The sequence below is a fragment of the Aquihabitans sp. McL0605 genome (assembly GCF_049993875.1).
GTDB lineage: Bacteria > Actinomycetota > Acidimicrobiia > Acidimicrobiales > Iamiaceae > Aquihabitans.
Genome location: NZ_CP188252.1, coordinates 4,197,609 through 4,223,485, shown reverse-complemented (window position 1 = coordinate 4,223,485; position 25,877 = coordinate 4,197,609). Strand labels below are relative to the sequence as shown.

Here is a 25,877-nt window from a genome sequence, read left to right as displayed (position 1 = left end):
AACGAGAGGCACCAACCACCGATCCTGCCCAGGTCAGCTCTTGTTGAACTGGCGCACCGCGAGGGGCACGAACACGGCCAGGATGGCGGCCATCCAGAGGAGCGCTCGCAGCACGTAGCCCGTGGTGTCGGTGGTGAAGACGCCGGCCTTCTGCAGCGCCTGGGCCGCCTCCGGACCGAGCATCAGGCCCCGGGCGGCGTTGACCACGATGGTGACGGGCTGGTGCTCGGCGAACGCCTGGAGCCATCCGGGCATGGAGTTCACCGGGACGAACGCCGAGGAGGCGAACGTGAGCGGGAACATGATCGGGAAGGCCACGGCCTGGGCCGCCTCGGCGTTGGCGGCCTTGAGGCCGATGAAGGCCATCACCCACGACAGGGAGAAGGCGAAGGCCAAGACGATGAGCAGGCCGAGGACGATGGCAGGCAGCGACCCCTGCGGCCGGAACCCCACGGCGAAGCCGACGGCGAGCATCACCAGGACCACCCCGGTGTTGCGGACGAGGTCGGCGCCGGTGCGGCCCGACAGCACGGCCATGCGCACCATCGGGAGCGAGCGGAACCGCTCGATGATCCCGCTGCCGAGGTCTTCGGCCAGGCCGATGGCGGTGGCGGTCGACCCGAACACCACCGTCTGCGTGAAGATGCCGGGCATCAGGTAGTTCACGTACTGCTGGCCCGGGATGATGATGGTCCCGCCGAAGACGTAGCGGAACAGCAGCACGAACATGATCGGCTGCACGAAGGTGAAGACCAGGAGCTGCGGCACCCGGGTGTAGTGGAGGAGGTTGCGCTTGCCGAGGGCGAGCGTGTCCTTGACGGCCCAGGTGAGCTTGGAGCTCGTGCCGCTGGCCCCGTGGGGCGCGGTGGTCGTGGTGGGTGCGGTGGTGACGGTTGCGGCGGTCATGCGGCTTCCCCTTCCGGATCGTCGGTGGCCACTTCTTCGGCGCGTCGGCCGGTGAGGGACAGGAACACGTCGTCGAGGCTGGGCTCGCGGACCGTGAGGCCGCCGACCTCGAGGCCGGCGGCATCGAGCGCCCGGAGCACCTCCATGGCGGTGCGGGCGCCGTCTTCGACCGGGGCGTGGACCATGGGCCCCTCGACCTCGGCGCCATGGACGACGCTGGTGACGGTGGCCAGCGCGGCGGTGGCGTCGGCGTGGGTGGCGAAGGACATCTCCAGGACGGTGGCGCCCATCTGGCTCTTGAGCTCGCTGGCGGTGCCGTCGGCGATGACCTGGCCCCGGTCGATCACGGCGATGCGGTCGGCGAGCACGTCGGCCTCCTCGAGGTACTGCGTGGTGAGCAGGAGGGTGGTGCCGTCGGCCACCAGCTCGCGGATGAGGTCCCACAGGTCGTTGCGGCTCCGCGGATCGAGACCGGTGGTGGGCTCGTCGAGGAACAGCACCGGCGGCCGGTGGACCAGGGATGCCGCCAGGTCGAGCCGGCGGCGCATGCCGCCGGAGAACGTCTTGAGCGGACGGTCGGCGGCGTGCTGCAGCGCGAACCGCTCCAGCAGCTCCTCGGCCCGTGAGGCGATGACCCTCTTGGGCTGGTGGGTGAGCTTGCCGACGAGCTCCAGGTTCTCCCGACCGGTCAGCTGCTCGTCGACGGCGGCGTACTGGCCGGCCAGGCCGATGAGGCCGCGGACCTCGTTGGGGTGCTTGGTGACGTCGAGGCCCAGCACGGTGGCCAGGCCGGTGTCGGGCTTGATGATGGTGGTGAGCACCCGGACGGCGGTGGTCTTGCCGGCCCCGTTGGGCCCGAGGAGGCCGTAGACGGTGCCGGGCTCGACCACGAGGTCGATCCCGTCGAGCGCCTGGACCTCGCCGAACCGCTTGGTGATGCCGGAGACCTCGATGGCAGGAGTGGTGGACATGGGTAGTCACGCTCGCGGATCCTTTGAGATATGTCAAGCATTGATTCTTCACAATGGTTCAAGATCCACAATCATTGTTCCTTGACAAGAGTTGGTACCGTGAGGGCATGGGCCTACCTGCAGACCTCTCGATGCCGGCCGCGCCGCCCGGTGCCGACGAGCGCACCCGCCTCGCGGTCGACGCCTGGGGCCAGATCGCCCGGCTGTTCCTGTCGCAGCAGTCGCGGCGCGAAGAGGTGGCGCAGGAGCTCGGCCTGCACATCAGCGACATGATCTCGCTGTTCCACATGCAGCCCGACGAAGGGGTCAGCCAGCGCGCCCTCGCCGAGCACTGGGCGTGCGACCCGTCGTGGGTCACCAACCGGATCGACCGGCTCGAGCAGCTCGGCCTGGTCGAGCGCCGCCTCTCCCCCACCGACCGGCGGGTCAAGGAGGTCTGGCTCACGCCGGCCGGCCAGCAGACCCGCCAGCACGGGATGGACGGGTTCTCCGCGCCGCCGGCGCTGCTGGCCGAGCTCAGCCTCACCGACCTCCGCGGCCTGGCCAAGGCCCTCGGCAAGCTCGACCTGCCCGATCCCACCCGGGTCGTCGTGCCCGCCCCACCGGCCGGCTGACCCCGAGCCCTCGGGCGGTTCCGGCGCCCCCACTACCCTGGCTCGTCGGCGCCGGCAGCCCGGCGCTCCCGTCTCCAGGAGGTTCCGCTGCCATGGCGGCCCAGTACATCTACTCCATGCACAAGCTGACCCGGTTCTACCCGCCGGACCGCGAGGTGCTGAAGGACATCAGCCTCTCGTTCTACCCGGGCGCCAAGATCGGCGTCCTCGGCGCCAACGGTGCCGGCAAGTCGTCGCTGCTCAAGGTGATGGCCGGCAAGGACGACGGCTTCACCGGCGAGGCCCGCCTCACCCAGGGCTTCACCGTCGGGATGCTCGAGCAGGAGCCCCACCTCGACGACAGCAAGAACGTCAAGGACAACGTGCTCGACGGCGTCGCCGAGGTGGCCGGGCTGCTGACCAAGTACGACGAGTGCCTCGCCAAGTACGCCGACCCCGACGCCGACTACGAGAAGATCGGCGAGGAGCAGGCTCGGCTGGAGGCGGAGATCGCCGCCAAGGGCGCCAACGACCTGGACCGCAAGCTCGAGATCGCCATGGATGCGCTGCGCCTCCCGGCGCCCGATGCCGAGGTCACCAACCTCTCCGGCGGCGAGAAGCGCCGCGTCGCCCTCTGCCGCCTGCTGCTGTCGGCCCCCGACCTCCTGCTGCTCGACGAGCCCACCAACCACCTCGACGCCGAGTCGGTGGCGTGGCTCGAGCGCTTCCTCCGCGACTACGCCGGCACCATCGTCGCCATCACCCACGATCGCTACTTCCTCGACAACGTGGCCGGCTGGATCCTCGAGCTCGACCGCGGCCGGGGCATCCCGTTCGAGGGCAACTACTCGGGCTGGCTCGAGCAGAAGACCGCCCGCCTCGCGCAAGAGGAGAAGCAGGCGTCAGCGCGCCAACGAGCCCTCAGCGACGAGCTCGAGTGGGTGCGCATGTCGCCCAAGGCCCGCCAGTCCAAGGGCAAGGCCCGCCTGGCCGCCTACGACAAGCTGCTCGAGGAGTCGAAGCAGGCCGAGGGCCGGGACCAGAAGCTGCAGATCTTCATCCCCTCGGGCGACCGCCTCGGCGACCAGGTGATCGAGGTGCAGGGCCTGAGCAAGGGCTTCGGCGACAAGCTCCTCATCGAGGACCTGTCCTTCTCGCTGCCCAAGGCCGGCATCGTCGGCATCATCGGCCCCAACGGCGCCGGCAAGACCACCCTGTTCAAGATGCTCACCGGCCAGGAGCAGCCCGACGCCGGATCGATCACCGTCGGCAGCACCGTGCAGATGGCCTACGTCGACCAGAGCCGAGACAGCCTCGACGACAGCGCCACCGTCTACGAGGAGATCACCGGCGGCAAGGACGACCTGGTCGTCGGCGGCCGCGAGATCCACGGCCGGGCCTACGTGGCGTCGTTCAACTTCACCGGCTCCGACCAGCAGAAGGACGTCGGCGTGCTGTCGGGCGGCGAGCGCAACCGGGTCCACCTCGCCAAGCTCCTCAAGGAGGGCGGCAACGTGCTGCTCCTCGACGAGCCCACCAACGACCTCGACGTCGACACCCTCCGCGCCCTCGAAGAGGGCCTCGAGTCCTACGCCGGCTGCGCCGTGGTCATCTCCCACGACCGCTGGTTCCTCGACCGCATCGCCACCCACATGCTGGCGTTCGAAGGCGACTCCCAGGTCCGCTGGTTCGAGGGCAACTTCTCCGAGTACGAGGCCTTCCGCAAGAAGGAGCTCGGCGCCGAAGCCGACCAGCCCCACCGCATCAAGTACAAGCCCCTGGCTCGATGAGCAGACGGCCCCGGCCGCCGCTGACGCTCCGCGCCGCGGCGGTGATCGCCACGGTCGTGGCGATCTGCTTCGGCGTCGCGTTCATGGTCATCGGATCGTCGATCGCCCGGGACTCGCTCAGCTACCTCGACCTGGCGAGGGATCTGACCCACGGGCGTGGGTTCGGCGACCCGAGCTACGAGAGCGCCACGCACTTCCCCCCGTTCACGTCGATCCTCGTCGCGGCCGTGAGCGTGACGGGCCTCTCCGTCCAGACCTCCTTCGGCCTGGTCAACACCGTGGCCCTGGCGGCGTCGGTCCTCGGCGTCAGCGCCCTCTTCCGCCAGGCCGGTGGGCGCCGACCCGGGGTGGCGCTGGTGCTGCTCCTCTGGGTGGCCGCGGGCGGCGCCAGCACCACGCTGTTCAGCGCGGCGCTCTCGGAGGGCCTGTTCATGGCCGTGTCGATCTGGGCGGTGGTCCTGACCGAGCGGTGGGCCGTGCGGGCGTCCCCGTCGACGGCCGCGATCGTCTGGGTGCTCTGCGCGGCGGCCGTGGCGACTCGCTACGTCGGCGTCGCCCTGCTCATCGCCTGTGCGCTCCGCCTGTTGCTGCAGCCCGGTCGGGCCCGACGGTTCACCGCGGCCCTCGTCCCCCTCTCCGCCGTCGTGCCCCTGGGGGTCTGGTGGCTGGCGTACCACGGCCACCAGGGCCGGGACCCGGCGTTCGTCGCCAAGCGCGCGCTCAGCGCCGCCACCGTGTTCCACAGCCTGGGCGCGCTGGGCTCCTGGCCGATCGGGATCCCCTACGCCGAGAACAACGACATGGTCACGCCGGCGATCGATCGGCTGATCCGCGGGGGCTTGGCCCTCGTGGCCATCGGCATGATCGCAGCGGGCGCCTGGTGGCTCTTCCGGGGGTGGCAGCGCCACGGCGGGGCGCTCGGCCTCCTCGTGGTCGTACGCGACCGGGCCTGGCTCACCGCCGTGCTCGCCACGGCCGCCAGCGTCGGCCTGCTGGTGGTCTGGCGCTTCGCGATCGGCTACCACATCTTGTTGCGGTACTGGACCCCGGCCCTGCTGCCGGCCGCGGCGGTGGGCGCCGCGTACGTCTCCCTGCGGCTCGAGGGCGCCTCACCCCTGGTCCTGCGACGAGCCACCGTCGTCGGCGTGCTGCTGCTCGGCGCCAACCTGGTGCTGACGCTGTACAACCTGGCCGTCTGACGTCGTCCGGGCCGCCAGCGCCCGCCCCTGGTCCCCATCAGGGAGGGCGCGCTGTGCCAGAGTGACGCGTCCCAGGCCCGCCGTCGCCGGAGCGTTCCCCATGCAGAACCACCGGTGAGCGACCTCGTCCGCACGCTCATCGTGTGCGGGCTCATCAGCGGGACGCAGCCGTTCACGATCATGGGCATGTTCCTCGTGCTCGGCGGGAACAACGGGAACCGCAACGTGTGGTGGTACCTGTTCGGGTGCTTCTCCATCCAGTTCGTGATCGTGGTCATCGTCGGCGAGCTCGTCGGCGGCACCGTCGACTCGACCTCGTCGCCGGGGCGGTCGCTCATCGGCCTGCGCGTCGCGGCGGGCTTCGTGCTCGTGCTCCTCGGGCTGTGGTTGCGGCGCGCTCCCACCAAGGAAGCCCCCGAGACCCCCAAGGCGTTCGACCGGCTCAACACCGTCGGCGCCGGCGCCGCCTACATCGGCGGCATCCTCATCGCCGACTACCAGGGCTCCGTGCTGGCGGCCAGCGCGCTCGCCACCGCCGACGTGACCCACTCGCAGGTGCTCATCGGCTGGGCGGTCTACTGCCTGTTCGCCACCGGCCTGCCGGTCCTGGCCGCCTTCGCCACCATCCACTCGGCCCGGGCCGAGGCCAACCTGCACCGCACGATCGACTGGGTCATGCGCAACCGGCGGGCCCTCGCCTCGTGGATCTGCATCATCGGCGGCCTGTTCCTCTTCGGCGACGGCCTCGCCGACTACGTGAAGGCCTCCGGCTGACCGAGCCGGCGATCAGGCGGCGGGGCGGGGCCGGGCGGCCGCCCGGAACAGTGCGAAGCCGGCGGCCACCAGCCACACGTCGCCGACGGTGAGGCCGAGGCGCTGGAAGAAGCCGTTGGCATCGCTCACCGTCGTGGCCACGAGGCAGGCGCCCGAGGTGATGCCGCCGGCGATGGCCAGATCGGCGGCCCGGCCGTACCCGAGCGACCGGAGCGGACCGGCCGACACGATGGGCAGCGCCGTGATCGAGGCGTAGCCGACGCCGGCGGCCACCCCGTGCCAGGTGTCCATCGAGGCCGAGTGCTCCAGGGGCAGCGCGGCCACAGCGATGGTTGCGGCGCCGTTGACGGCCGCCAGCGCCCAGCAGCGGCGCAGGGGCGAGGCTCGCAGGGCGGTGCTGCCGACGAGCACCGCGGCGCCGTACGCGACGAACGCGGTGGTCATCAGCCCGCGCTCGGGCGCACCGACCGCGGCGAGGCGGCTGATCGCGTCATCCACCGGGGAGTACCCGGGCGTACGGGCCCCGCCGATCACCCACCCACCGATGAACGCCGCGGGGCCGATGACCAGGCCGAGGGCCGACCACCGCCGGGTGGTGGCGAGCGATCCCCTCACCACCGCTCCCCTCGCCATCCAGCGACGCTACTGCCGTCGCCTACCGTCGAGGCATGACCGATCGCAGCATCGACGTGGTGTTCCTCGATGCCGGCGGGGTGCTCGTCTGCCCCAACGAGGAGCTCATCGCCGAGCGGTTCGCGGCGGCCGGCTTCGAGGTCGACCCCACGCTCCTGTTCGCCGCCCACTTCCACGGCGTCCTCGCCATCGACACCGCGCAGGCCGAGCCCGAGGTGTTCGACGACTACCACCTCGCCTACAGCTCCCACCTCGGGCTCGACCCCGAGCGCATCGATGAGGCCGCTGCGGTGCTCGAGGGCCTGTGGGCGGTGTCGGGCCTGTGGCGCCAGCCGCTGCCCTGGGCCGCCGAGGGCCTGGCCGCCATCGCCGCCACCGGCGTGCCGATCGTGGTCGTGTCCAACGCCGACGGCACCGTCGCCGACGTCCTGGGCGCCACCGGCCTGCTGCAGGTCGGACCGGGTCCCGGCGTCGAGGTGGTGGCGATCGTCGACTCCGGTGCCGTGGGCGTGGCCAAGCCCGATCCGGCCATCTTCCACCTGGCCCTCGAGATCGCCGGCACCACGGCCGATCGGGCCATCCACGTGGGCGACGCCTACCAGTACGACGTGCGCGGGGCCCGGGCGGCCGGTGTCCGGCCCATCCTCGTCGACCCCCTCGGCCTCCGGACCGACGCGGACTGCGAGCGGGTCGCCTCGCTCGTCGACGTCGCCGCCCTCATCGACTGACGGCGCTGAGGCTCCCGCTCAGCCGCCGGCGGCGCAGGAGGGGTCGGCCGCCACGTCGGTGGGCACTTCGATGGTCACGGGCTCGTCGACGTGCTGGAGGTCCCAGAGCGTGTGGATCGACGCGTGGTCCCCCGCCGGACCGGCGTCGTCACCGCCGGCCGCCGCGAGCACGGCGAACGGCAGCCACTGCTCGATCTTCGTGTCGAGGTCGTGCTCGATGGTGACTCGGGCTGCGGTGGTCCGACGAGCGAGGCCCTCGGCCGAGCCGGGGTGCTCCACCAGGTACGACGGGGCGACGCCCAGCGACGCGGGCAGCTCGACCTCGAACGTGGATCCGACGAGCGTGGTCACCGTCGGCTCCGGGTCTCCGACCTGGTCCAGCGCCGCGAAGGGTCCGAGCTGCGCCAGGTCGTGCACGTCGACGGCATCGAGCCCGGCGGCCTGGACGACCCCGGGGTCGACGGCGACCCACTTGGCGCCGCAGCGCTCCTGGGTGTCGGCGCCCGCCATGAACATGCCGGCCTTCGAGTAGTTGAACTCGATGCTCGTCCTCGCCCCCGTCTCCTCGGTGACGCCGATGGCGCCGGCGAGCAGCCCACGGTCGCGATCGAAGATGACCGTCTGCGACACCCGCCCGCTCCCGAGGCGCTCGCCGGTGTCGTCCTGCACCACGTCGGTGATGCGGCTCAACCGGCCGGTCCTCGCGTGCCCGGCCACGGCCACCTGGCTCCACGGGATGGGTTCGGCCGCGACCGTGGTCGAGGGCGCCGCGCTGGTGGACGTGCTGCTGGACCTGGTGGCGGACGTGGTGGCGGACGTGGTGGAGGCTCGGTCGGTGGTCGACGTCGCCGCCTTCGGCGCGGGCTCGGCGGCGTCGCCCCCGTCGGCGCTGCACCCGCCGAGGGCCAGCGCCCCCGCCACCAGCAGGATCACCCATCCACCGCCGACCGCTCGCATGGCCACGGACTGTACGCAGCGGCGAACGGCCAGTCGGTCACTCCAGCCGGATGGCGACCTCGTTGGCGAGGAGGCGGCCCGCGGTGGTGAGCACCACGCGGTCGCCATCGGTCTCGACGAGGCCCTCGAGCTGGTCGACGAAGCCGACGGGCACCTCGGCGGCGGGGATGCCGGTGCGGGTGCGGATGGCGAGCTGGAGGCCCTCGACCCGGCGGCCGTCGGCGTCGAGCTCCTCGCTCCCCGCCTCGGGCGAGGCGCCCTCCTCGATGGCCTTCACGTAGCGCTCCGGGGTGCGGAGGTTCCAGTAGCGGCGGCCGGCGAGGTGCCCGTGCGCCGCGCACCCCACGGCCAGGTACTCGCCGCCGGACCAGTACAGGTGGTTGTGCCGGCACTCGTGGCCCGGCTTGGACCAGTTGGAGATCTCGTACCACTGGTACCCGGCGCGAGCGAGGCGGTCGGTGGCCAGCTGGTACTCGTCGGCCTGGGTGTCGTCGTCGGGGTGGCGGGCCGGGTCGGCGGCCAAGGGGGTGCCGGCTTCGACCGTGAGCGCGTAGGCGCTGATGTGGTGGGGATCGAGGGCGATGGCGGCGTCGAGGGTGGCCTCCCACTGCTCGAGCGTCTCGCCGGCGGCGCCGTAGACGAGGTCGATGTTGACCGCGAGCCCCGCCGAGTGGGCGGCCTGCACCGCTCGGCGCACGTTGGCGGGATCGTGCTCGCGGCCGAGCGTGGCGAGGACGGCGACGTCCATCGACTGGACCCCGATCGACAGGCGGGTCACGCCGCCCTGGGCGTAGGTGCGGGCCCGGGCCTCGTCGAGGTCGTCGGGGTTGCACTCGATGGTGACCTCGGCGCCGGGGGCGAGCGGGATGGCCGAGAGGACCTGGACCAAGCGGTCGGCGTCGACCAGCGTGGGCGTGCCCCCGCCGACGAAGACGCTCGTGATCGGCGGGAGCCCGTCGGCCACCGCCTCGCGGATCTGGCGCTCGCACGCGGCGAGGTAGCGATCGGCGAGGTGGAGGCGGTCGGTCCACGTGGCGAACGCGCAGTAGTCGCAGCGGTGGCGGCAGAAGGGCACGTGGAGGTAGAGCCCGAACGACACCCGGGCATCGTACCGGCGACCCGCGCCGGGTCCCTTGGTGGCGCGGTGGTGGCGGCGCGGTGGCCGGCCCTGGACGGCGCTCCAGGTATCGAACACGCTCTGCGAGATTCGCTCGAGGAGCAGCCACGTATCGTGACAAAACCGCGCTGCGTGGGCTAAGGTCTGCGGCGAGTGCGAAGCGTGCGCACCCGTCACCTCAGGAGACCACAGCATCATGACGCCTCCGTCAGCGGAAACCGAGCTCGATCCCGAAGCCACCGAGTACGCCCGCCTGGTGGGCGAGCGGCTGCGGGCCATCCGTCGCCAGAAGCGGCTCTCCCTCCAGGAGGCCGAGGAGCTGTCGGGCCAGGAGTTCAAGGCCTCGGTGCTCGGCGCCTACGAGCGCGGCGAGCGGGCCATCTCGGTGCCCCGCCTCCACCGCCTCGCCACCGTGTACCAGGTGCCGGTCGACCAGCTCCTGCCCCGAGACCCGGGTGACCCGCGCTCCGACGGCCCGTACCTCGACCTCACGGCTCCCACGGCCCCGGCGCCCCGCAAGATCGTCATCGACCTGGGCCGCCTCGACGACATCGGCGGCCCCACGGGCGAGATGCTGCGGCGCTACCTGGCCATGATCCAGGTGCAGCGCCAGGACTTCAACGGCCGGGTGCTGACCATCCGCCGCGACGACCTCCGCGCCATCGCCTGCATCCTCGACACGCCTCCGGATCACGCCACGGAGCGGCTCGAGCAGCTGGGCATGCTGTTCCAGGGCACCCCGGTGCTCACGAACCCCGCTCGCTGACGCACCCGGCGCGCAGCGCCACCAGCAGCGCCCCGGCCACGATCGCCGCGGTCTCAGCGCGCAGCACCCCGGGAGACAGAGCCACCGTGGGCAGGTCGGCGGCGCGCTCGGCGTCGTCCCACCCGCCTTCGGGGCCGACCAGGATCGTCGGCCGCTCGAGGCTGGGCGGGGCACCGCCGCGGTCGGCCAGGCACGCGCCGGCCCGCGCCGCGATCGCGGTGAACCCGGTGACGGCCTCCACCGTGGGCAGCCACGCCTGACGGCTCTGCATCGCCGCCTCCCGCGCCACCTTCTGCAGCCGCTCGTGGGCGGCACCGGCCTTGGCCGCGTCCCAGCGAACGACCGACCGCGCCGCCTCGAACGGGCAGATCGAGTCGACCCCGAGCTCGGTGAGCTTCTGGACCACCAGCTCGGGCTTGGTCCCCTTGACCAGCGCGAACGCCACTCCGACCGCGGTGGCCGGGCGCGCCACCCGCACCACCTCGCCCGTCACCTCCGGCGACGCTCCGGCCATGCGGGCGGGCCGCCATCCACCCGCGCCGTCGCCCACGATGATCGCGTCGCCGTCGCGGATGCGGCGGACCCGGGCCAGGTGGTGGTGGTCGACGTCGGTCAGGACCGGCCGGTCGAGGTGGTCGACGAAGACCAGCGGGCCGCCGCCGGACGGGATCTCGGGCGCCACCGCCGGCTCGACCATGGCCGGGCTAGTGGAACGCCGACTTGATGCGGGAGAAGAACCCGCGGTCGGCGGGAGCGACGTCTTCGCCGCGCGCCGTGGCGATCTGGCGCAGCGCCTCCTCCACCTCGGGCTCGAGGTCGAGCGGGGTGTCGACGATGACCTGGACGAGCAGATCGCCGCGGCCGCGGCCCCGCACGTGGGGCACGCCCCGGCCGCGCAGCCGGAACACCTTGCCGGCCTGGGTGCCGCGCGGGATGACGAGGTCTTCGTCGCCGTCGAGCGTGGCGAACGAGATGGCGGCGCCGAGGGCGGCTTGGGTGAACGGGAGGTGGAGGTGGTGGACGAGGTCGTCGCCCTCACGGGAGAAGCGGGCGTGGGGCTCGACGCGCACCTGCACGTAGAGGTCGCCGGTGGGGCCGCCACGGGGGCCGACCGCACCGAAGCCGCTCAGCCGCAGGGTGGACCCGGTGTCGACGCCGGCGGGGATGTCGATCGTGTAGGTCTTGTCGGTGACCTCGCGGCCCTCGCCCTTGCAGGTGGGGCACGGCTCCGGGATGATCTGGCCCGCCCCGCGGCACACCGGGCACGGCCCGGCCGTGACCATCTGCCCGAGGATCGACTGGCGCACCTGGCGGACCTGGCCGGCCCCGTTGCACTGCGAGCAGGTCTCGGCGTGGGTGCCGGGTGCGGCGCCGGTGGCCTCGCACGTGACGCACGCGATCGCCGTGCGGACGGTGACCTCCTGCTGGGCGCCGAAGACCGCCGACTCGAACGGGATGTCGACGGCGACCTCGAGGTCGGGGCCCGCCGAGGGGCCAGGGCGGCCGCCGCCGGGGTTGGCGCCCCCGCCGCCACCGAAGAAGGCATCGAAGATGTCGCCCAGGCCACCGCCCGAGAACCCGCCGAACGGATCGCCCATCTGCGGGCCGTCGGCGCCGAAGCGGTCGTAGCTGCGCCGGCGCTCGGAGTCGCTCAGCACCTCGTAGGCGGTGGCCACCTCCTTGAAGCGGGCCTCCGCGGTGGCATCGCCGGGGTTGGCGTCGGGGTGGTAGCGCCGAGCAGCGACGCGGTACGCACGCTTGATCTCGTCGGTGGTGGCGTCTCGCTCGATCTCGAGGAGCTCGTAGTAATCGGTGGACACCTTCAGCCTTCGCTCAGTCGGTTCCCGAGCCGTTGGCCGACGACGGCGACGGCGGCAAGGGCTTGGGGATAGTTCATGCGGGTGGGGCCGAGCACGCCGACCGTGCCGACCTGCTCGCCGTCGACGGTGTACGGGGCCACCACCAGGGCGCAGTCGGCGAGGGGCTGCATGCCCGTCTCGCTGCCGATCGCCACGTTGAGGCCGCGGTCGACCACGTCACGCAGCAACGTGACCACCACGAGCTGCTGCTCGAGGATGGTGAGCACCGAACGGACCGTCTCGACCGCCTCGAACGACGCCGCCATGCGGGAGGTTCCGTTGACGTAGACGTGGTCGATCTCGTCGTGCCCGCCGGAGGCCACCGCGGACCGGACCGCGGCCAGCACCTCCTCGACCGGGGCGTCGGGGGCCGGGGGCACGGCCGCGGCCGCCGACAGGGGCGCCCCGCTGACGTGGCCGAGCACGGCGCGGCCGGCCTGGGCCAGCACGTCCTCGTCGACATCGGCCGCCAGCTCGATGGTGCGCTTCTCGATGGCCCCGTTGCCGAGCACGGCGACGAACAGCACGGTGCTGGGGGCGAGCGACACCAGCTGGACCGAACGGACCGTGGCCACCTCGTGCGGGGAGCCCACGACGACCGCCGCGTAGTCGGTGAGGCCGGTGAGGAGCCGGGTGGTGTCGGCGAGCATCTGCTCGATCTCGCCGTGGGCCTGGTCGAAGAAGGCCCGCACCTGCTGGCTGGCGTTGCGGTCGAGCGAAGGCTGCGTGAGGGCGTCGACGAAGTAGCGGTAGCCCTTCTCGGTGGGGATCCGGCCGGCCGACGTGTGCGGCTGGGCCAAGAAGCCCTCGGTCTCCAGCGCCGCCATCTCGTTGCGGACGGTGGCCGACGAGACCTGCACCCCGGGCGCGCTGGCGATGTGGCCGGAGCCGACGGGTTGCGCGGTCTGGATGTACTCCTCCACCACAGCACGGAGGATCGATGCCTTGCGCTCGTCGAGCACGCACACCTCTCAGGTCTCGTTGGCACTCGATCCTACCGAGTGCCAACGGCCCGGAGCAGGTTGCCCCCTCAGGTGGGTGTGACCTGCCCGTCCGGCTCAGCGCTGCTGGTACCGGGCGAGGGTCTCGGCGCGCTCGGCGGCGTGGTCGACGATCGGTGGCGGGTAGCCGTCGGCGGGCGCCCCGAACAGGTCGCCGGCCAGCTTCCACGGCTCGTGGACGGCCGACCCCTCCATCGCCCGCAGCTCCGGCACGTAGCGGCGCACGTAGTCGCCGTCGGGGTCGAACCGCAGGCCCTGGGTGGTGGGGTTGAACACCCGGAAGAACGGGGCGGCGTCGGTGCCCGTGCCGGCGGTCCACTGCCAGCCGTGGGTGTTCGACGCCAGGTCGCCGTCGTACAGGTGGCGCAGGAACCAGGCGGCCCCTCGCCGCCAGTCGAGGTGCAGGTCCTTCACCAGGAACGAGGCCGCGATCATGCGGACGCGGTTGTGCATCCACCCCTCGTCGAGCAGCTGGCGCATGCCCGCGTCGACGATCGGGTACCCCGTCCGGCCCTGGCACCAGGCATCGAAGCGATCGTCGGCCAGGCTCCCGGTGTCCCAGACGAGACCGCCGAGCGAGGCGTTGACGTTGCGCCGCACGGTCTCGGGCGAGTGGTACAGCACGTCGGCGTAGAACTCGCGCCAGGCCAGCTCGGTGGCGAACGTGCTGGGCCCCGGCTCGTCGGACAGCCGGGCCAGCAGCTGGCGGGGATGCACGGTGCCGAACTTCAGGTGAGGCGACAGGCGGCTGGTGCGGTCGTGGTCGGGCCGGTCGCGGCCGTCGCGGTACCCGCCGACGAGGCCGTCGAGGAACGCGTCGGCGGCGTCGTGGGCGGCGCGCTCCCCTGCCGGCGGCATGGGCCCCCGCGCCTCGGGCTCGGGGGTGGGCGGTCGGCCGCCCCCGGCCAGACCACCGACGAACGAGGCCGTGGGGACGCTCTCGAGCGGAAGGATCCACCCGTGCTCCCGCCACGCTCGGGCGAACGGGGTGAACACCTTGAACGGCGATCCGCTCTTCGTGAACACCGACCCGGGCGCCACCGCGTACGGGCTGCCCACGCGCCGGAGGGCGCGGCCGTCGGCCAGCAACCGGACCTCGACCTCGTCGTCGCGCCGCCGTCCGTACGGGCCGAAGTCCTCGGCCACGTACACCGTGGGCGCCTCCACCTCCGCCGCCAGCGACGCCACGACCGCGGCCGGATCTCCGGCCCGCTCCACGAGGAGCCCGCCCAGATCGGCGTCGAGCGCATCGAGCGTGGCGTGCAGGTACGCGGTGCGGTTGGCGCCCGCGTGCGCGGCGAGGACCGAGTCGTGCACGAACACGGGCACCACCAGGTCGTGGGCGCGCGCAGCCACCCGCAGGGCAGGGTTGTCGGCCAGGCGGAGATCCCGCCGGAACCAGACGATCCCGATCGAACCGGGCGTGATGGCCATCTGCCGGGGTCTACGAGGCCGAAGGCCCGGTCGGATGCACCAGGAGCGAGATCAGTCGTCGAGCTTGAGGGCGCTCACGAAGGCTTCCTGGGGAACTTCGACGCGGCCGATGTTCTTCATCTTCTTCTTGCCCTCCTTCTGCTTCTCGAGCAGCTTGCGCTTGCGGGTGATGTCGCCGCCGTAGCACTTGGCCAGCACGTCCTTGCGCTTGGCCTTCACGGTCTGGCGGGCGATGATCCGGCCGCCGATGGCCGCCTGGATCGGCACGTCGAACATCTGGCGCGGGATGAGCTCCTTGAGCTTCTCGCACATCTTGCGGCCGTACTCGTCGGCCTTGTCGCGGTGGATCACCATCGAGAAGGCGTCGACCGGCGTGGCGTTGAGCAGGACGTCGACCCGGACGAGGTTGGAGATGTCGTACCCGGCCGCCTCGTAGTCGAGGGACGCGTAGCCCTGGGTGCGGCTCTTGAGCTGGTCGAAGAAGTCGGTGACCACCTCGGCGAGCGGGATCCTGTACTTGAGCTCGACCCGCTCGGGCGACAGGTACTCGAGCTTGTCCATCTCGCCCCGCCGCGTCTGGCAGAGGTCCATGATCGTGCCCGTGTAGTCGGACGGCGTCAGGACGGTGACGTCGAACCAGGGCTCCTCGATGCTCTCGATCTCGGCGGCGGACGGCATCTCGGACGGGTTGTCGACCTCGACCTGGTCGCCGTTGGTCTTGTTGACCAGGTAGGCGACGCTGGGCGCGGTGGCGATGAGGCTCAAGTCGAACTCGCGCTCGAGTCGCTCGCGGACGATCTCCATGTGGAGCAGGCCGAGGAAGCCGCAGCGGAACCCGAAGCCGAGGGCGCCCGAGGTCTCGGGCTCGAACGTGACGCTGGCGTCGCTCAGGCGCATCTTGTCGAGCGCCTCGCGCAGGTCGGGGAACTGATCGCCGTCGATCGGGTAGATGCCGCAGAACACCATGGGCTTGGGGTCGCGGTAGCCGTCGAGCGGGACCTCGGCCCCGTGGCGGGCGGTGGTGACGGTCTCGCCGGAGCGGGCCTCGGCGACGTCCTTGATGCCGGCGATGAGGTAGCCGGTCTCGCCGGGGCCGAGCTCCTTGACCGGGGTGGGCGTGGGGTTGCGGACGCCGACCTCGTCGGCCTCGTAGCTGACGCCGGCCTGCATGAACTTGAGCTTCTCGCCGGTGCGCATGGTGCCGTTGACCACGCGGACGCTGGAGACCACGCCGCGGAACTGGTCGAAGTGCGAGTCGAAGATCAGGGCCTGGAGCGGCTCGTCGACGTGGCCGGTGGGAGCCGGGATGCGCTCGATCACCGCCTCGAGCAGCTCGGGCACGCCCTCGCCGGTCTTGGCGCTGATGCGCAAGATGTCGTCGGCCGGGATGCCGAGGATGTTCTCGATCTCGGCGGCGTACAGGTCGGGGTCGGCGGCGGGCAGGTCGATCTTGTTGAGGCAGGCGACGATCTCGAGGTCGTTCTCGAGGGCGAGGTAGCAGTTGGCGAGGGTCTGGGCCTCGATCCCCTGGGCGGCGTCGACCAGCAGGATCACGCCTTCGCAGGCGGCGAGGGAGCGGCTGACCTCGTAGCCGAAGTCGACGTGGCCGGGCGTGTCGATCATGTTCAGGGTGTGGCCCTGGTACCCGAGGGTGACCGACTGCAGCTTGATGGTGATGCCGCGCTCGCGCTCGATGTCCATCGAGTCGAGGAACTGGGCCCGCATGTCTCGGGCGCTGACCGCGCCGGTGACCTCGAGGATCCGGTCGCTCAGCGTGGTCTTCCCGTGATCGATGTGCGCGATGACGCTGAAGTTGCGGATGCGGGACTGGTCCATGGGGCCTTCGACTGCGGAGCGGGTCTGACGACGCTACCAATCGGGCCGGTTCGCCCGACAGCCCACCAGGTCAGGCGAACACGACGGCAAGGACGATCGTCACCGTCATGGTGACCATGGCGAGCACGAGCATCCGAGTCTGGTCCGCCATCTTCCCGACCAGCTCGGCCCGGAGATCCGCACCGAAGACGGCGAGGTCCGACTTGGTCACGAGCTCGTTCGGGTCGGTGGGAAGGAGGTCCATCAGCGTCTCAGCGGTGTCGGCGCCCCACGTGTCCCGAGCGTGCTCGTAGAGGGCGTGGCGGCGAGCGATGTCGGTGGTCATCGTGGTCCTTCGGGAACGGGTTGGCAACAGGTGGACCCGGGTGGGCCGAAGGGGTGGTGAGCAACATCGTAGGAGCCGGGTGTGACACGGAGGGGTTGGCCCCACTACGCTGGTCCAGCTTTCAGACGTAGAAGTGGAGCACGAGCCACCGTGGCCAACATCAAGAGCCAGATCAAGCGCAACCGACAGAACGAGAAGGCCCGCATCGCCAACAAGGCGGTGCGTTCCGAGCTTCGCACGCGCACCAAGGGCGCCATCTCCGCCGCCGAGTCCGGCGCCGAGAACGCGGCCGACGCCGAGCGCATCGCGATGAAGCGCATCGACAAGGCCGCCACCAAGGGCGTGATCCACAAGAACGCTGCGGCCCGCCGCAAGTCCCGCCTGGCCAAGCGCCTCGCGGCAGCCTCTGCTGCCTGACACCCGGGCCGGCACGCCGGCCCGCTGATCGACCCCGCTCACCGCAAGGTGGCGGGGTCGTTCCTCGTTTTGGGCCCGGTGCCGCGGCCGGTCAGCGCGACGTGCGCGAGAGGCGGGCGAGGCGGGCGACGAGGACCTCCATGATGAGGTCGTCGGGCCAGGCCCGCGAGCCGCGGAGGTCGACGTCGGCGCCGGCCAGCAGGGCGAGGGAACGCTTCAGGCCGGTCGAGCCCAGCTTGCGGCCCTGGTTCATGGCCTTCTTGGCCGGGAACGTGGAGCCCTTCATGCCCAAGATGGCGGCGGCGTCCTTCTCGCTGCGCACGTTGGCGCCGTCGAGCTTGATCATGCGGAGGTAGTGCGACTGCAGGGTGGCCATGATGGCGAGCGAGTGGCGGTCGCCGGCCCCCATCATCCGCTGGAGCCGATCGAGGGCGAGGGGCACGTCGCCTTGATCGATGGCGTCGGTGAGGTCCCAGGGCGGCACGCCACCGGCCTGGCCGATGAACGGCTCCACATCGGCGAGCCGCAGCCGGGTCCCCGGCGTGAACGCGCCCTTGAGCCGCTCGATGATGCCGACGACGGCGCCGCCGTCCTCGCCGATGTTCTTGACGATCTTCTCCCGCACCGCCGGCTCGATGTCGAGGCCGGCCTCGGCGAACTGGTCGGCCACCCAGGCCGACATGCCCTTGCCCGACGCCGCATCGGTGCTGATGACCTCGCCGCCCGCCGCGGTGACGGCCTTGGTGAGGGCGGGCGGCAGCTTGGGCGACTTGGTGAACGGCTCGCCGTCCTCGCTCTCGCGGGTGAGCGCCGTCTTCTCCCCCACCAGGACCAGCGCCGCGAACGGCGAGGGGTCCTCGAGGTAGGCCACCACCCCGGCCACCTCCTCGCCCTTCGAGAAGCGGCCGAACTTGCGGACGACGACGATGCGGTGGTCGGTGAGGAACGGCGGGGTTTGGGCGGCATCGAGCGCGGCGGCCAGCTTGGCCGAGTCGAGGTCGAACTCGTCGACGAGCAGCGACCGGTCACCCCCGTCGACCAGCTGGTCGATGAGCGTGCTGGCGGCGTCGCCGAGCAGCACCGGATCGCTGCCCTTGAGCAGGTAGACGGGCTTGCGGGCGGTCACGGCGCCACCTCGTGGGCGGCGGCCGCGTCGAGCAGCCCGAGCACCGTGCGCACCCGTTCCACCCGGCGGGCATCGATCCCCCGCACCTCGTCGACGCCTGCGGCCAGCGCGGCCGTGGCCACCCCGATCTCCCAGCCGGCCAGCTCCTCGCCGGCAGGATCGCCGAGCGGCTCGGCGATCACGATCACGGACCGCCCGGCACGGTGCGCCCGCTCGACCGCCGCTCCGAGCCAGGCCGGCACGGTGGCGCGGACCACCACGGCCAGGACCAGATCGACCACGTCGCCCGCCTTCGCGAGGGCGTCGTCTGCCTCGGCAAGGTTCTCGATGCGCACGTGTTCGACGACCACCGCCGGACCCTACCGCCCACCCCCGCCACCGGGTCACGGCGGCTCGGCGACCACCTCGGGCGGGCCCGGGGGCACCACGTCGATGGTGAGCGAGCCCAGCCGCAGCCGGACCGGCGCCGTGGTCCGGGCATCGAGCACGCGACCGACCGGCCACCGGTGGCGCACGCTCCTGGCCAGCCCCGCGACATCGCCCCCGTCGATCAGGAGCAGATCGATCCGGCGCACCCCGGCCCCGCGCAGGTCCTGGAGCACGCCGCCCGGCTGCGCCCTCGACGGCAGCACCACCACCGTGGCGCCCCCGCCGCGGTGGACCACGGCCCCGTGCCCGAGCGACTCGCTCGGCGGCGGCGACCGCAGGACCAGCGCCGGAGCGAGGAGCGCCACCACGGCCACCACCCCGGCACCCACCCGCAGGCGAGGCACGCGTGCGGCGACCAGGGCGGCGGCCACCAGCACCGCGAGGTGCGGCCAGCCGATGGTCCCCAGCGGGAGCGACGCCCCGATCCGGGCGACCGCGGCCACCCACCCGATCATGACCTGGGTGGGTAGGTGGACGATCCGGGCGACGGCGGGGCCCCCGATGCCCGCGACCACGCCGGCGGGGAGGCCCCACGTGGTGACGACGCCGGCGACGGGGACGGCGAGCGGGTTGGCGACGACCGACACGACGGGCAGGCCTCCGGCCCGAGGGATGAGCACCGGGGCGACCCCCACCTGAGCGGCCAGGGTGACGCCGACGGCTTCGGCCAGCAGCCGCGGGCCGGGCAGGAGCCGGGCGATGGGCTGGGCCAGCACCGCGATCGCCAGGGAGGCGCCCACCGACAGCTGGAACCCGACGGACCGGACGAGGAGCGGATCGATGAGCACCAGCCCGGCGACCGCCAGCGCGAGGGTGCGCACCGCCCCGACCGGCCGGCCCACCGCTCCCGCCGTGACGGCGATGGCCGCCATGGCCGACGCCCTCAGCACCGAGGGCTCGAACCGGGTCACCACGGCGAAGGCCCCGATCACGGCGATGGTGAGGAGCCACCGTCCCCGCCACGACAGTCTCCGCAGGACGGGCGCCACGAGGACCAGCACGTAGGCGACGTTCTGACCCGAGACCACCAGGACGTGGGTGAGGCCCGAGCCGCGGAAGTCGTCGACGATCTCGGGGGCCTGGTTGCGATCATCGCCCAGCACGAAGCCCCCGTACAGCGAGCGCTCGGGCTCAGGCATCACAGCCGCGCCGTTCGACAGCAGCCGTCGGAAGCGGTTGGCGGCCCGCCACGGCGCGGCGCCACCTCCGGACCGCTCGGCCGTGGTGACGGTCAAGCGCCCGGCGACGTGGCGAGGCACCAGCCACGGCGAGTGCGGCGGAGGAGGGCCCAGGTGGCCGGTGACCAGCAGCACCTCCCCTGCCAACGACGCGCCGAGGGCTCCCGCGGCCGCGCCGCTGGCCTCGACCTCGACGCGGTGGCCGTCGACCCTGGCGTCGGCGGTGGCGCCGAAGGGCGTGGTTGCCGGGTCGGCGACCAGGGTGACGGTGCCCTGGAAGGGGCGGGCCCCGAGCGGCGCGAGCCCGGCGTAGGCCCGAGCGCCCAAGGTGCCCGCCAGCACGAACACAGCGACGACCAGCACCGCTGACCGGCGCACGAGGACCCCGGTGACCGCCAGGCCCACGCCGATCGCCAGGGGCAGCGGCCGGTGCCACCACGCCCCGAGCGAGGCGGCAACCGCCAGCGCCACCGCGGCCCCGTCGCCGAGCTGGCCGCGGACCGCCAGGGGCCCGGGGAGCGGGGGTGACGATGCCCCCGCCGGTTCGGCGGACCGCTCGGCCTGGTCAGACACGGACAAGCGGGCGCAGCTGCTCGAGCTTGGCGTCGCCGATCCCACGCACCTCCAGCAGGTCGTCGACCGAGGAGAAGGGCCCGTTCTGGTCCCGGTAGCTGAGGATCGCCGCGGCCGTGGCCGGACCGACGCCGGGGAGCGCGTCGAGCTCCTCGGCCGTGGCGGCGTTGAGGTCGACCGGGTCGGCAGGGGTGACGGCGGCCCCGGCACCCGACCCTGATCCGGCGACGGCGCCACCGGAAGCGCCGCCGCCTCCGCCCGAGCTGCCGGCGATCACGTCAGGAGCCTCGGTCTGACCGATGGCCGGCACCCAGATCCGCTGGCCATCGGCCAACGGCGAGGCCAGGTTCACCCGGTCGGTGTCGGCCCGGTGGGTGAACCCGCCCGCCTCGTGCACCAGGTCGACGACGCGGGCGCCGGTGGGCAGGTGGTACACCCCCGGCTTGGCCAGCGCCCCCGCGGCCTGCACCACCAGGTCGGCCACGGTGGTCGAGGTCGATGAGGGCGAGGCCGAGAGCGGGGCGCCGGTGGACGCGCTCGCGGCCGACGCGGCCCCCGATGGCGCCAGCGGGAGCGACGACTCGACGGGTGGCGCCGCGGGCCGGAGCAGCCACCAGCACGCCACGCCCGCCGCGCACAGGAGGGCCGCGCCGACCAGCCACCCCATCGTCGGGCGGGGCAGGGGCCGGCCCAGGACGGTCCGGGAGGCGAGCCCGGTGGAGAACGGCGAGGGGTCGTCGAGATCGGGACGGTGGATGGAACGGTGGGCCATGGCCCCTCCGAGCGCGCATGAGCGGGCAGGACGGGGAAGGCGATCGGGAACCTACCGGCGGCAGGCCGGGCGCCCCACCCGCGGGGAGGCAGAGGCGCCGGAACGCTCCGCTTCAGTCGCAGCCGATGTGCAGGAGCCGGCGGGCGCGCCACTCGGCGCTGACCTCGGCGGGGATGCGGCGGTACGCGGCCTGGTGGCCGTACCCGCGGGCGCGCCAGGTGCCGTAGGCCACCAGGTAGCGGGTCAAGAAGCCGGCGAAGCCCAGCCGCTGGTACTGGCGCACGTGCTCGAGCTCGTGGGCGAGGAGGTGCTCGTTGCCGGCGTGGCGCGAGCGCACGATCACCAGCGACCCGAGGGTCCACGCGGCCGCACCCGGCGGTACCGGCCCTCCCACCCAGAGGCGGTAGCCGGGTCGTCGCTCGATCGTCCCGAGAGCCACGCGGCCAGCCTTGCGGGTGGGGTGGCTCCGGCGCGGGATGCCCGCGCCAGACCCCGTCAGAACATCTGGCGGGACAGCTGCTTGCGCCACTCGGCCGTGCGGGGGTCGTCGGGGCCCATCAGCTCGAGCAGGTCGAGGAACTGCTGGCGGGCATCCTCGTCGGCCTTCACGTTCGGGAGCAGGTCGGCCAGGGTGGCCTCGACATCGGCGAGCGGGCCGTCGGCCCCGTCGCCCCCTTCGGCGCCGGTGCGGGCCAGGGCGGCCACCCGACGGGTCTCGGCCGTCTCGGGGATCTTCGCCAGGGTGGCGAGCGCCTCGTCGGTGCGCCCCTCCGCCACGTAGAGCTCGGCGAGGGCGACGGTGGCCGCGGGGTGCCCGGGCACGGCAACCAGGGCCTGCTGCAGCGCCACCTCGTCACCGGCATCCATCAGGTCGGCCACCAGCTGCTCGTCGGCGCTCGGCAGCACCTGCTCGATGAAGTCCCGGACCGCCGCCTCGGGCTGGGCGCCGATGAAGCTGCCGGCGATCTTGCCGTCGCGGATGGCGAACACCGCCGGGATGCTCTGCACGTTGAACGACTCGGCCAGGCGCGGGTTGGCATCGATGTCGACCTTGGCCAGCACGACCTGCCCGTCGGTCTCGTCGATCACCTTCTCGAGGATCGGCGTGAGGGCCTTGCACGGCCCGCACCACTCGGCCCACAGATCGACGATCACCGGCACCTCGTGGGACCGGGCCACGATCTCGGCTTCGAACGTTGCTTCCGTGACATCGACCATCCGGCAACGATACCGGCGCACCCCGCCCGGCCCGCCGGTGGGCCGGCGGGACGAGGGCTAGGTTCGGCCGTGATGAACGACGAGGCATCCATCCCCGGCATCGACGTCCCCGCGGTGACCGCATGGTTCACGGAGCACGCCGACGCGGCACCCCCGCTGTCGTTCGAGCTCATCGCCGGCGGCCGCTCCAACCTCACCTACCGGGTCACCGACACCGCCGACGGCGACTGGGTGCTGCGCCGCCCACCCACCGGCCACGTGCTGGCCACGGCCCACGACATGGGCCGCGAGCACCGGATCATCTCCGCCCTCGCCCCCACCGATGTGCCCGTCGCCCCGGTGGTCGGCCTCTGCACCGACGAGAGCATCAACGGCGCGCCCTTCTACGTGATGGAGTTCGTCGACGGCCTCGTCATCCGCGATGCGTTCGTGGCCGACAAGCTCACGGTCGAGCAGCGCGCCGCCGCCGGCCGCTCCATCGCCGCCACGCTGGCCAAGATCCACGCCGTCGACCCCGACGCCGTGGGCCTCGGTGAGCTGGGCCGCAAGGAGGGCTACATCGCCCGGCAGCTCAAGCGCTGGAGCAACCAGTTCGAGCAGGCCCGCACCCGTGAGGTCGAGGAGGTCACCGCCGCCTACGAGCGGCTGCTCGAGCACATCCCCGAGCAGGGCGCCCCGGCCATCGTCCACGGCGACTACCGGCTCGACAACTGCATGGTCGACGACGACGGCGACGTGATCGCGGTGCTCGACTGGGAGCTCTGCACCCTGGGCGATCCCCTCGCCGACCTGGGCGTCTTGATGGTCTACTGGACCGAGGCCGGCGACCAGCTCGCCGCCCTGCCCGGCTCGGCCACCACCCTCGAAGGGTTCCCCAGCCGCGCCGAGCTGGTGCAGGCCTACCAGGACGCCGGCGGCCGGCCCGTGGGCGACCTCGACTACTACGTGGCCTTCGGCTACTGGAAGCTCGCCTGCATCCTCGAAGGCGTGTACACCCGTTACAAGGCCGGAGCCATGGGCGACGACGGTGCCGATGCCGAGGCGTTCGGCAGTACCGTCCGCCTCCTGGGCCGAGCGTCGCTCGACGCCCTCGACCGGATGGAAGCCTGAACCCCTTGCTGTACGAACTGCACGACCAGCCCTCACTCGAGGACCCCGTCATGGTGATGGTGCTCGAAGGCTGGATCGACGCGGGCTACGCCGCCACCACCGCGGCCCAGACCCTGCTCAACGGCATCGATTCGTACCCCGTGGCCACGTTCGACACCGATGCCCTGCTCGACCACCGGGCCCGCCGGCCCGTCATGCACCTCGTCGACGGGGTCAACACCGGTCTGTCGTGGCCCAGCCTCGAGCTGCGCGCCGGCATCGACGAGGCGGGCAACGACCTCCTCCTGCTCCTCGGCGCCGAGCCGGACCACTCCTGGAAGGCGTTCACCGAGGCCGCCCTCGGCCTGGCCCAGGCGTTCGGCACCCGGATGGTGGTGGGCCTGGGCGCCTACCCGGCCGCCGTGCCCCACACCCGGCCCGTCACCCTGTCGGTCACCGCCGCCACGCCGGAGCTGGCGTCGGTCTCCGGCCTCCTGCGGGGCACCCTCGACGTGCCCGCCGGCGTGCAGGCCGTCATCGAGCGCCGCTGCGACGAGCTCGACATCCCGTCGATCGGCCTCTGGGCGCAGGTGCCGCACTACGTCAGCGGCGACCCCACGCCCTACTCCGCCGGCAGCCTGGCCCTGCTCCGCCACCTCGAGCGCGTCGCCGGGCTCACCTTGCCCACGGGCAACCTGGCCCAGGACGCCGAGGACACCCGGCAGCGCCTCGACACCGCCGTCGAGGGCAACGTCGAGCACCTCGGGATGCTCCACGCCCTCGAGGCCCGCCACGACGAGATGACCCAGGCCGCGCCCACGCCCGACGCCGACATCCCGTCGGCCGACGAGCTCGCCGCCGAGGTCGAGCAGTTCCTCCGCGACCAGGGCCCCACCGAGTAGTCGTCCCGTGGCCGCGGGCGACCGGTGCGTGTTCGCCTACGGGTCGCTCATGCAGCCGGGCTCGGTGCTGCGCACGCTCGCCCACCGGTCCGCGCCCCCGGCCGCGGCACCGTTCGTGCTCCACGGGTGGCGGCGGTCGTGGGACGTCGTGTCGGCCCGCACCTTCGCGCTCGCCGGCGACCCCACCGGCCCGATCCACCGCCGGCTGGTCCTCGGCCTGACCGCCGATCCCGACGGCGCGTGCCAGGGTTTGGTCCTGCGGCTCACCGAGCCCGATGTCGCCGCGCTCGTCGGGCGCGAGGCGGCGTACCAGCTGGCCGAGGTGGGTGACGTGGCCGGTGACGGGGCCGGCGAGGCGGTGTGGACCTTCGTGCCCCGGGAGGGTCGGCGGCTCGGGGCGGTCCCCGTCGCCGAGCCGCTCGTCGTGGAGCGGGCCTACCTCCACGAGTGCCTCGATGGCGCCACGGCCCACGGGCTCGCCGCCGCCGCCAGGGAGATCGACGCCGCCCGCACCGGGCTGCGCCTCGCCGACGCGACTTCCTGAACGGGCGCGTCCGGCCTGTCGCGGACGTCGGGCAGCTCGTCGTCGACGTCACCACGATCGATCTGCCTGCGGTGGAGCAGCTCTTCGCGTAGGTTCCACCGTGGCGACCAGCGGGCACCGATGCCTGCACCAGGAGGTCCTCTCGTGAACCTGACCATCGTGAAGACGCTGTCGAAGGGCGAGCAGTCGCTCATCATGGACACCCGGCCCAAGCGGCTCGACGGGCTGTCCGAGGACGCGCTGCTCGACCTGCACGCCCGGGTGCGGCGCGGTCGCAACAAGTACGCCAAGAACTACCGCCAGGCCGCGCGCAGCCAGGTGAGGGCCGACCGGGCGCGCGGCGCGGCCAGCAAGAAGAGCCGGGGCGACAGCCAGCGCGCCGAGGTGTTCGAGGATGCCCTGGCCCGCGTGAGCGACCGGCTGTCCAAGGCCGCCCGCAGGTCGGCCACCGACCTGCGCAAGAAGCGCCTCGCCGCGGTCAAGGCCGAGAAGGCCAAGAAGGCGGCCAAGACCAAGAGCGCCAAGGCCAGGGCCGCCAAGGCGAAGGCGTCGAAGGCCAAGGCCTCGTCGTCGGCGAAGGGCAAGGTGGCGGGCAAGGGCACCAAGCGGTCGAAGGCGAAGACGCCGGTGGGCAAGAGGTCGGTGGCCTCGCAGCGCGCCACCAAGGCTCGCAAGGGCGCCAAGCGCGGCCGGTAGCCCAGCACCGCCGCCGCCGGCTCGACAGGGCCGGCGTCCGGTCG

The 25,877-nt window shown here is 72.5% G+C and carries 28 protein-coding genes; 11 read left to right on the top strand and 17 right to left on the bottom strand.

Going from position 1 to position 25,877, the window contains the following annotated elements:
* Nucleotides 1-33: 33 nt before the first annotated feature.
* Together ACPPVX_RS19510 and ACPPVX_RS19505 are read right to left on the bottom strand one after the other, a co-directional pair.
* Complete coding sequence (locus ACPPVX_RS19510) at nt 34-906, bottom strand: ABC transporter permease (protein ID WP_426572250.1); 873 nt, start codon at nt 904-906, stop codon at nt 34-36.
* Nucleotides 903-1,877: an ATP-binding cassette domain-containing protein gene (locus ACPPVX_RS19505; RefSeq protein WP_426572249.1), complete on the bottom strand. Its 975-nt coding sequence runs from the start codon at nt 1,875-1,877 to the stop codon at nt 903-905. Before ACPPVX_RS19505 ends, ACPPVX_RS19510 begins: the two co-directional genes overlap by 4 nt.
* A 107-nt stretch (nt 1,878-1,984) precedes the next feature.
* Here ACPPVX_RS19505 and ACPPVX_RS19500 point away from each other — a divergent pair, with 107 nt between their 5' ends.
* From ACPPVX_RS19500 to ACPPVX_RS19485, 4 genes are all read left to right on the top strand, one after another.
* The gene (locus tag ACPPVX_RS19500) at nt 1,985-2,491 is read left to right on the top strand and encodes a MarR family winged helix-turn-helix transcriptional regulator (RefSeq protein WP_426572248.1); all 507 of its coding nucleotides are present in this window, start codon (nt 1,985-1,987) and stop codon (nt 2,489-2,491) included.
* A 92-nt stretch (nt 2,492-2,583) separates the two neighbouring features.
* Nucleotides 2,584-4,260, top strand: a complete 1,677-nt coding sequence (gene ettA, locus ACPPVX_RS19495; RefSeq protein WP_426572247.1) for an energy-dependent translational throttle protein EttA — start codon at nt 2,584-2,586, stop codon at nt 4,258-4,260.
* Entirely contained in the window at nt 4,257-5,459 is a 1,203-nt protein-coding gene (locus tag ACPPVX_RS19490; RefSeq protein ID WP_426572246.1) for a hypothetical protein, read from the top strand. Before ettA ends, ACPPVX_RS19490 begins: the two co-directional genes overlap by 4 nt.
* 114 nt (nt 5,460-5,573) lie before the next feature.
* Entirely contained in the window at nt 5,574-6,233 is a 660-nt protein-coding gene (locus ACPPVX_RS19485; RefSeq protein WP_426572245.1) for a GAP family protein, read from the top strand.
* A 12-nt stretch (nt 6,234-6,245) separates the two neighbouring features.
* Here ACPPVX_RS19485 and ACPPVX_RS19480 read toward each other — a convergent pair whose 3' ends face one another.
* Nucleotides 6,246-6,848: a DUF998 domain-containing protein gene (locus ACPPVX_RS19480; protein ID WP_426572244.1), complete on the bottom strand. Its 603-nt coding sequence runs from the start codon at nt 6,846-6,848 to the stop codon at nt 6,246-6,248.
* Nucleotides 6,849-6,901: 53 nt separating this feature from the next.
* Here ACPPVX_RS19480 and ACPPVX_RS19475 point away from each other — a divergent pair, with 53 nt between their 5' ends.
* Entirely contained in the window at nt 6,902-7,594 is a 693-nt protein-coding gene (locus ACPPVX_RS19475) for an HAD family hydrolase (RefSeq protein WP_426572243.1), read from the top strand.
* A gap of 18 nt (nt 7,595-7,612) precedes the next feature.
* On the opposite strand, the gene ACPPVX_RS19470 is transcribed toward ACPPVX_RS19475, so the two are convergent.
* Both ACPPVX_RS19470 and hemW read right to left on the bottom strand, forming a co-directional pair.
* Nucleotides 7,613-8,551 (bottom strand): hypothetical protein, encoded by a 939-nt coding sequence (locus tag ACPPVX_RS19470; RefSeq protein ID WP_426572242.1) that lies wholly within the window; start codon nt 8,549-8,551, stop codon nt 7,613-7,615.
* A gap of 37 nt (nt 8,552-8,588) precedes the next feature.
* Nucleotides 8,589-9,650, bottom strand: coding sequence for a radical SAM family heme chaperone HemW (hemW, locus tag ACPPVX_RS19465; protein ID WP_426572241.1), 1,062 nt, complete (start codon nt 9,648-9,650; stop codon nt 8,589-8,591).
* 214 nt (nt 9,651-9,864) lie between these two features.
* Between hemW and ACPPVX_RS19460 the strand changes: the two genes are divergently transcribed.
* Nucleotides 9,865-10,434, top strand: coding sequence for a transcriptional regulator (locus ACPPVX_RS19460; RefSeq protein WP_426572240.1), 570 nt, complete (start codon nt 9,865-9,867; stop codon nt 10,432-10,434).
* Here the strand turns inward: ACPPVX_RS19460 and ACPPVX_RS19455 are convergent.
* From ACPPVX_RS19455 to ACPPVX_RS19430, 6 genes are all read right to left on the bottom strand, one after another.
* Nucleotides 10,415-11,131: an RsmE family RNA methyltransferase gene (locus ACPPVX_RS19455; protein WP_426572239.1), complete on the bottom strand. Its 717-nt coding sequence runs from the start codon at nt 11,129-11,131 to the stop codon at nt 10,415-10,417. The two genes, ACPPVX_RS19460 and ACPPVX_RS19455, sit on opposite strands and share 20 nt — an antisense overlap.
* Before the next feature lie 7 nt (nt 11,132-11,138).
* Nucleotides 11,139-12,254 carry a molecular chaperone DnaJ gene (gene dnaJ / locus ACPPVX_RS19450; protein WP_426572238.1) on the bottom strand — a complete coding sequence of 372 codons (1,116 nt, stop codon included), beginning with the start codon at nt 12,252-12,254 and terminating at the stop codon, nt 11,139-11,141.
* A 2-nt stretch (nt 12,255-12,256) separates the two neighbouring features.
* The gene (gene hrcA, locus ACPPVX_RS19445) at nt 12,257-13,255 is read right to left on the bottom strand and encodes a heat-inducible transcriptional repressor HrcA (RefSeq protein WP_426572237.1); all 999 of its coding nucleotides are present in this window, start codon (nt 13,253-13,255) and stop codon (nt 12,257-12,259) included.
* A gap of 96 nt (nt 13,256-13,351) precedes the next feature.
* Nucleotides 13,352-14,728, bottom strand: coding sequence for a cryptochrome/photolyase family protein (locus ACPPVX_RS19440; RefSeq protein WP_426572236.1), 1,377 nt, complete (start codon nt 14,726-14,728; stop codon nt 13,352-13,354).
* Between the two features lie 51 nt (nt 14,729-14,779).
* Entirely contained in the window at nt 14,780-16,564 is a 1,785-nt protein-coding gene (gene lepA / locus ACPPVX_RS19435) for a translation elongation factor 4 (protein ID WP_426572235.1), read from the bottom strand.
* A 70-nt stretch (nt 16,565-16,634) separates the two neighbouring features.
* Entirely contained in the window at nt 16,635-16,889 is a 255-nt protein-coding gene (locus ACPPVX_RS19430; protein ID WP_426572234.1) for a hypothetical protein, read from the bottom strand.
* Nucleotides 16,890-17,039: 150 nt separating this feature from the next.
* Here ACPPVX_RS19430 and rpsT point away from each other — a divergent pair, with 150 nt between their 5' ends.
* Entirely contained in the window at nt 17,040-17,306 is a 267-nt protein-coding gene (rpsT, locus tag ACPPVX_RS19425) for a 30S ribosomal protein S20 (RefSeq protein WP_426572233.1), read from the top strand.
* A 91-nt stretch (nt 17,307-17,397) separates the two neighbouring features.
* On the opposite strand, the gene holA is transcribed toward rpsT, so the two are convergent.
* From holA to trxA, 6 genes are all read right to left on the bottom strand, one after another.
* Nucleotides 17,398-18,432 (bottom strand): DNA polymerase III subunit delta, encoded by a 1,035-nt coding sequence (gene holA, locus ACPPVX_RS19420; protein WP_426572232.1) that lies wholly within the window; start codon nt 18,430-18,432, stop codon nt 17,398-17,400.
* Complete coding sequence (locus ACPPVX_RS19415) at nt 18,429-18,782, bottom strand: hypothetical protein (RefSeq protein WP_426572231.1); 354 nt, start codon at nt 18,780-18,782, stop codon at nt 18,429-18,431. The genes holA and ACPPVX_RS19415 overlap by 4 nt, the downstream gene beginning before the upstream one ends.
* Nucleotides 18,783-18,815: 33 nt before the next feature.
* Complete coding sequence (locus ACPPVX_RS19410; protein WP_426575056.1) at nt 18,816-20,612, bottom strand: ComEC/Rec2 family competence protein; 1,797 nt, start codon at nt 20,610-20,612, stop codon at nt 18,816-18,818.
* A complete protein-coding gene (locus ACPPVX_RS19405) occupies nt 20,605-21,384 on the bottom strand; it encodes a helix-hairpin-helix domain-containing protein (RefSeq protein WP_426572230.1) in 780 nt (259 codons plus the stop codon). The genes ACPPVX_RS19410 and ACPPVX_RS19405 overlap by 8 nt, the downstream gene beginning before the upstream one ends.
* Before the next feature lie 112 nt (nt 21,385-21,496).
* Nucleotides 21,497-21,823 carry an eCIS core domain-containing protein gene (locus ACPPVX_RS19400; RefSeq protein WP_426572229.1) on the bottom strand — a complete coding sequence of 109 codons (327 nt, stop codon included), beginning with the start codon at nt 21,821-21,823 and terminating at the stop codon, nt 21,497-21,499.
* Nucleotides 21,824-21,879: 56 nt separating this feature from the next.
* Nucleotides 21,880-22,602, bottom strand: a complete 723-nt coding sequence (gene trxA, locus ACPPVX_RS19395) for a thioredoxin (protein ID WP_426572228.1) — start codon at nt 22,600-22,602, stop codon at nt 21,880-21,882.
* A gap of 72 nt (nt 22,603-22,674) precedes the next feature.
* Here trxA and ACPPVX_RS19390 point away from each other — a divergent pair, with 72 nt between their 5' ends.
* The 4 genes from ACPPVX_RS19390 to ACPPVX_RS19375 all read left to right on the top strand — a co-directional run bounded on the left by ACPPVX_RS19390 (nt 22,675) and on the right by ACPPVX_RS19375 (nt 25,833).
* Nucleotides 22,675-23,712, top strand: a complete 1,038-nt coding sequence (locus tag ACPPVX_RS19390; protein ID WP_426572227.1) for a phosphotransferase family protein — start codon at nt 22,675-22,677, stop codon at nt 23,710-23,712.
* A gap of 5 nt (nt 23,713-23,717) precedes the next feature.
* Complete coding sequence (locus ACPPVX_RS19385; protein WP_426572226.1) at nt 23,718-24,593, top strand: proteasome assembly chaperone family protein; 876 nt, start codon at nt 23,718-23,720, stop codon at nt 24,591-24,593.
* Nucleotides 24,594-24,600: 7 nt separating this feature from the next.
* Nucleotides 24,601-25,137 (top strand): gamma-glutamylcyclotransferase family protein, encoded by a 537-nt coding sequence (locus tag ACPPVX_RS19380; RefSeq protein WP_426572225.1) that lies wholly within the window; start codon nt 24,601-24,603, stop codon nt 25,135-25,137.
* A 144-nt stretch (nt 25,138-25,281) separates the two neighbouring features.
* Nucleotides 25,282-25,833 carry a hypothetical protein gene (locus ACPPVX_RS19375; RefSeq protein WP_426572224.1) on the top strand — a complete coding sequence of 184 codons (552 nt, stop codon included), beginning with the start codon at nt 25,282-25,284 and terminating at the stop codon, nt 25,831-25,833.
* The last annotated feature ends 44 nt before the right edge of the window (nt 25,834-25,877 follow it).